The sequence below is a fragment of the Streptomyces torulosus genome (genome assembly GCF_001419765.1).
Lineage (GTDB): Bacteria > Actinomycetota > Actinomycetes > Streptomycetales > Streptomycetaceae > Streptomyces > Streptomyces torulosus.
Map to the genome: position 1 here is coordinate 1 of NZ_LIRK01000699.1, position 4,122 is coordinate 4,122.

A 4,122-nucleotide genomic window follows, 5' to 3' on the forward strand; every position below is an offset into this window, starting at 1 on the left:
TCGTCCCGCTCCTGGGCGCCGTGCCGAGGAGCAGCCCGGCGCCCAGGAGCGGGACGAGGACACGGCACGTACGGGGCGTACGACGAGACGCACGAGGACGCGTACGACGGCGCATGGCGGAGCCTTTCGGGAACACGGCGTTTGGCTCTACCGCAGCACCGCCCGGTCCGGCCCACCAGCGGAGGGGGGACGTACGGGTGAGGGGCGCCGGACGGCGGTGTTCCCCGGCGCGGCGCCTTGTCTTTCGGGTCACTGCCCTCAAGGGCACTGCCCCAGGAGCCACTTACGCACCGTCACCTCGCCTACCTAGGGTCATGACAGGCGCCTGACACGAGACACCCGAAGGCTGTCCCTCCCACGGGCGCCGGCGTCATCGCAGTGGACGAAGGAGAAGAACACATGCAGCTTTCCCGGTTGGCGAAGGCAACGGCTCTGTCCGTGGCTCCGCTCACTCTTGTCGCGGGCGCCTACCAGGCGAACGCGCTCGGCGGGCAGGACACGGCGGGTGCGCGGCCGGCCGCCGCCGCGGCGTTCTCCGCGTCCGCGCTGTCCGCGAAGGCCGACACCGGTCTGAAGGACGTCTCCGGCTTCGCCGCGGACTCCGCGCAGGGCAGGCAGCTGAAGGCGCAGGGCTTCGGTGTGCTGAAGTCCGCGGCGGGCGAGACGGCGGTCGTCGACTCCTCGATGGCCCGTCAGGGTGTCACCGCGGCGGCCGGCAAGGGCTTCGTGGAGCTGTCCTGGAAGGGCTACGCCGACGGCGCCCGCTATGTCGTCGCCCGTGACGGCAAGGACATCGCGACCCTGGGCGCGGGCGTGACCTCCTTCCGCGACACGGCGGTCCGGGCGGGTGCCGAGTACACGTACCAGATCATCCCGATCCTGCCGAAGGGCGGCGCGAAGGGCTCCCAGCTGTACGGCATGAAGGTGGCCGTGCCGGAGTCCTCGTCGCTGACGGGGATGCGATCGGCCGCGGTCGAGCGGGCCTCCGCCGCGGCGGCCGCCGCGACGACCACGCTGAGCTGGGTGGGCTTCATCCCGCAGAAGTACGTGGACGCGCCGCTGGCCGGCTGTGACTACGGCCGGAACTTCAAGTTCGGCGGCGACAACCACAGCGACTTCAACTGGAAGTCCAGCAAGTACCGCTTCGCGCTGCACGCCACCATCACGTGGCGCGACAAGAAGGTGGTGGCCAACAAGCACATCAACCCCACCACGGTCTATGTGAAGAAGACGAGCAAGTTCGTCGCGAAGAAGACCGCCAGCGCCAAGAACGTCTACGCGAAGAAGCTGGGCGGGAGCGGCAACTCCGTGGACATCCGGATGAACGTCCACGCCACCAACCCGTTCTGCAAGGGTCTCGGCGGGGTGAAGGGCGCGGCGTCCGGCGCGTTCACCATCAACATGACCAAGAGCGGCAACTGGACCATCCGCTCCGGCAAGCACCGCCTGTACCCGAACCACTTCATCTACATCTACGACGGTGGCAAGGTCACCAAGGTGTACACCCGTAAGCACGGCAGCACGGCGTGCCTGATCGGCTCCGCGACCTGCCCCGAGGCGGACCTGACCGGCCGCTACGGCAAGTTCTGACATCGTCCCGCCAAGGGGGTGTGCCGGGCGCCGCGTGCGCCCGGCACACCCCTCTTCGCGTCCCTCGGTCGGAGGGGGCGCCGGGTCACGGTGTCGCGGTCGGGGTCACTTTCGCGGTCGTCGGGGTCGCCTTCACGGTCGTCGGTGCCGCCGGTGTCGCCGGTGTCGCCGGTGTCGACCGGGCGATGATCTCGATCACCGCGCCCTCCGGCAGTTGTTCGTAGAGCCAGGCCGCGTCGGTGGGGCGCAGGGTGATCCAGCCCGTGGTGGTGTCGTCGTCGCCGGGGGCGGCCTGCTCGTCGGTGAGGGCGGAGGCGATGTAGGCCCCCGTTCCGGGCTTCGGCTTCTCGCCGGGCGCGGTGTCCGTCCTGTCCAGCGGGGCCAGTTCGAGGACCCAGCGCAGGCGCACCGACCGGGTGCCGGCGGACGCCTCCGTGTCCCCGGAGACCAGCCTGACGGTCTCCTTCCCGGTGACGGTCATCAGACCCGTCGGTGTCGGCGTCCCGGTGGTGTCGAGCGAGACGGGGAGTTCACGCCCCTCGGTGGTGAGGACCTGGCGGGACAGGTCGACCGTGACGTAGGGGACGTCCCGGCCGGAGGACCGGTCGGGGCCGGGGCTGGCGAGCGGGGAGGAGCGCTGTTCTGCGCCGTGGCCGGTGCCCTCGCCGGTGACGTGCACCGTGAGGACGGCGGCCAGGGTCGCGGCCGCGCAGCCCCCGGCGAGGAACGCGGTCGTCCGGCGGCGGTGCCTGCGGCGTCCGGCGGCGGCGCGGATCCCGGCGCCGGGCAGGCGCGGCGGCGCCTCGGCTCCTTCGGCCAACTCCCGCAGGCGGCGGGTGAGTTCATCGGACACGGCCGTGCTCCTTCTCGCCCTCGCCGGGGGCCAGTTCGCGTGCCAGTGCCGCCCGGCCGCGGGACAGCCTGGCCTTGACGGTGCCCACGGGCGCACCGGTCTCGGAGGCTACCTGCTCGACACTCAAATCGCACAGATGGTGCAGGACGACCGCCATCCGCTGCGCCTCCGGCAGTCTGCGCAACGCGTCGACCAGCACCGCCCGTTCCGGCTCGGGGCCGGGCGCGTGCTCGGGGGGCGGATTGCGGCGCATCAGCTCCAGCCAGCGGCGCGCCCGCCGCCATCGGCTCACCGCGAGCCGCATCGCCACCGTCCGTATCCACGCCTCGGGCGCCCCGTCCGCGAGGAACTCCCGCCGCCGGTCCCAGGCCCGGACGAACGCCTCCTGCACGACGTCCTGCGCCTCGCCGTGGTCCCCGGTGAAGGCGAAGAGCTGGCCGGCCAGCCGGGGGAACGCGGTGGCGTAGAACGCGTCGAACTCTTCCTCGGTCATGTCCCCGCCGTCATCGACAAATCCGTCGGGCCGCTGTGCAACCCGGTCGCCCCCCTCGTGCGTACAGGTCCCGGACGTACGCCACGTACGCCCGACATCGAAACACACCCAGGACTCATCACAGGGGGGCCCATGACCTTGGGAGCCGCACGGATCCGCCGACGTCTCGCCCGTACGCTCGCCGCCGGCGCGCTGGGCGCCTTGCTGCTCGCGGGCTGTTCGAGCAGCGGGGAGGGGGTGCGGGACGAGGGGCCGAGCCGGCTGCCCGCGGCCCTGAGCGTCGCGACGCACCACTGAACACCGCCGGAACCCCGTTCGGAAATTTTTTCGTCCCGCGTGTCATCCGACTCGTGCGGCACCGGGGTTTACGGGGTGTCAGAACAACACAGCCACAAGGCACATCTCTGGGGGTTGTCCGTTCATGTCCATGGCACGGATGCACAAGTACGTCGCCGTCGCAGCGCTGACCACGCTGCTGGCGGGGGCGCCGACGCTGTCGTACGCCGTCTCGCGGGGGGAGACGGCGCACGGCACGTCGGTCGCGGCCGAGGTGGCCGCCGCCGCGCGGAAGGCGCCGACGCCGAAGATCGTCAAGCCCGGTGAGCACGTCGTCGCCGCGCCCGGCTTCGAGCTGTGGCTCACCGCCGAGGGCAAGCACTGGGTAGAGCCCGACCTGCCCGACTTCCCGCAGTTCCGCAGCGTCGTCGACGGCAACATCGACCTGAGCCGGCCCGGCGTCTCGCTCCAGGCGGGCGGCCACGAGGGCGTCTACTACCTCTCCGGGATCTACTACGGCGGCAAGGGCACCGCCTCGCGCGTCCAGGTGAGGACGAGCGAGGGCACGGTCCACGGCAAGCTGATCGAGCTGGCCGGGAAGCCGGGCTGGGGTGTCTGGTACGCCACCACCCCGCTGCCCGCCGACGACAACGGCGAGGACTTCCTGCGCGGCGTCACCGTCTACGACACCAAGGGCCGGGTCTACTCCCAGCTCCGGATCCCGGGGGTCTGACCCAGCGCCCCGCCGGGGCCACCGACACCCACGTGACCGTGCGGGCGCGGGACCTGACCACTCCCCGCCCGCACGGCGCGCTCCCCCACGTTCCCGACCCCGAGGACCGTCGTCCGTGCCGCACGAGACACCCGGATCGCCCGAGGACGGCGACTTCGCCGCGTACGCCACCGCCGC

At 71.7% G+C, this 4,122-nt stretch carries 5 protein-coding genes; 3 read left to right on the forward strand and 2 right to left on the reverse strand.

Going from position 1 to position 4,122, the window contains the following annotated elements:
* Window positions 1-399 precede the first annotated feature (399 nt).
* Window positions 400-1,590 carry a hypothetical protein gene (locus tag AOK23_RS37765; protein ID WP_055716991.1) on the forward strand — a complete coding sequence of 397 codons (1,191 nt, stop codon included), beginning with the start codon at window positions 400-402 and terminating at the stop codon, window positions 1,588-1,590.
* Between the two features lie 85 nt (window positions 1,591-1,675).
* On the opposite strand, the gene AOK23_RS37770 is transcribed toward AOK23_RS37765, so the two are convergent.
* Both AOK23_RS37770 and AOK23_RS37775 read right to left on the reverse strand, forming a co-directional pair.
* Window positions 1,676-2,443: a L,D-transpeptidase family protein gene (locus AOK23_RS37770; RefSeq protein ID WP_055716992.1), complete on the reverse strand. Its 768-nt coding sequence runs from the start codon at window positions 2,441-2,443 to the stop codon at window positions 1,676-1,678.
* Window positions 2,433-2,936: a SigE family RNA polymerase sigma factor gene (locus AOK23_RS37775; RefSeq protein ID WP_055716993.1), complete on the reverse strand. Its 504-nt coding sequence runs from the start codon at window positions 2,934-2,936 to the stop codon at window positions 2,433-2,435. The genes AOK23_RS37770 and AOK23_RS37775 overlap by 11 nt, the downstream gene beginning before the upstream one ends.
* 132 nt (window positions 2,937-3,068) lie before the next feature.
* Between AOK23_RS37775 and AOK23_RS48225 the strand changes: the two genes are divergently transcribed.
* Window positions 3,069-3,233: a hypothetical protein gene (locus AOK23_RS48225; protein ID WP_157878270.1), complete on the forward strand. Its 165-nt coding sequence runs from the start codon at window positions 3,069-3,071 to the stop codon at window positions 3,231-3,233.
* Window positions 3,234-3,357: 124 nt separating this feature from the next.
* The gene (locus AOK23_RS37780; protein WP_055716994.1) at window positions 3,358-3,945 is read left to right on the forward strand and encodes a hypothetical protein; all 588 of its coding nucleotides are present in this window, start codon (window positions 3,358-3,360) and stop codon (window positions 3,943-3,945) included.
* Window positions 3,946-4,122: the final 177 nt, after the last annotated feature.

What these genes read in the sequence shown, in the direction of transcription:
- AOK23_RS37765 (WP_055716991.1), top strand. Translation starts at nt 400, where the DNA reads ATGCAGCTTTCCCGGTTGGCGAAGGCAACGGCTCTGTCCGTGGCTCCG.
- AOK23_RS37775 (WP_055716993.1), bottom strand. Translation starts at nt 2,936, where the DNA reads ATGACCGAGGAAGAGTTCGACGCGTTCTACGCCACCGCGTTCCCCCGG.
- AOK23_RS48225 (WP_157878270.1), top strand. Translation starts at nt 3,069, where the DNA reads ATGACCTTGGGAGCCGCACGGATCCGCCGACGTCTCGCCCGTACGCTC.
- AOK23_RS37780 (WP_055716994.1), top strand. Translation starts at nt 3,358, where the DNA reads ATGTCCATGGCACGGATGCACAAGTACGTCGCCGTCGCAGCGCTGACC.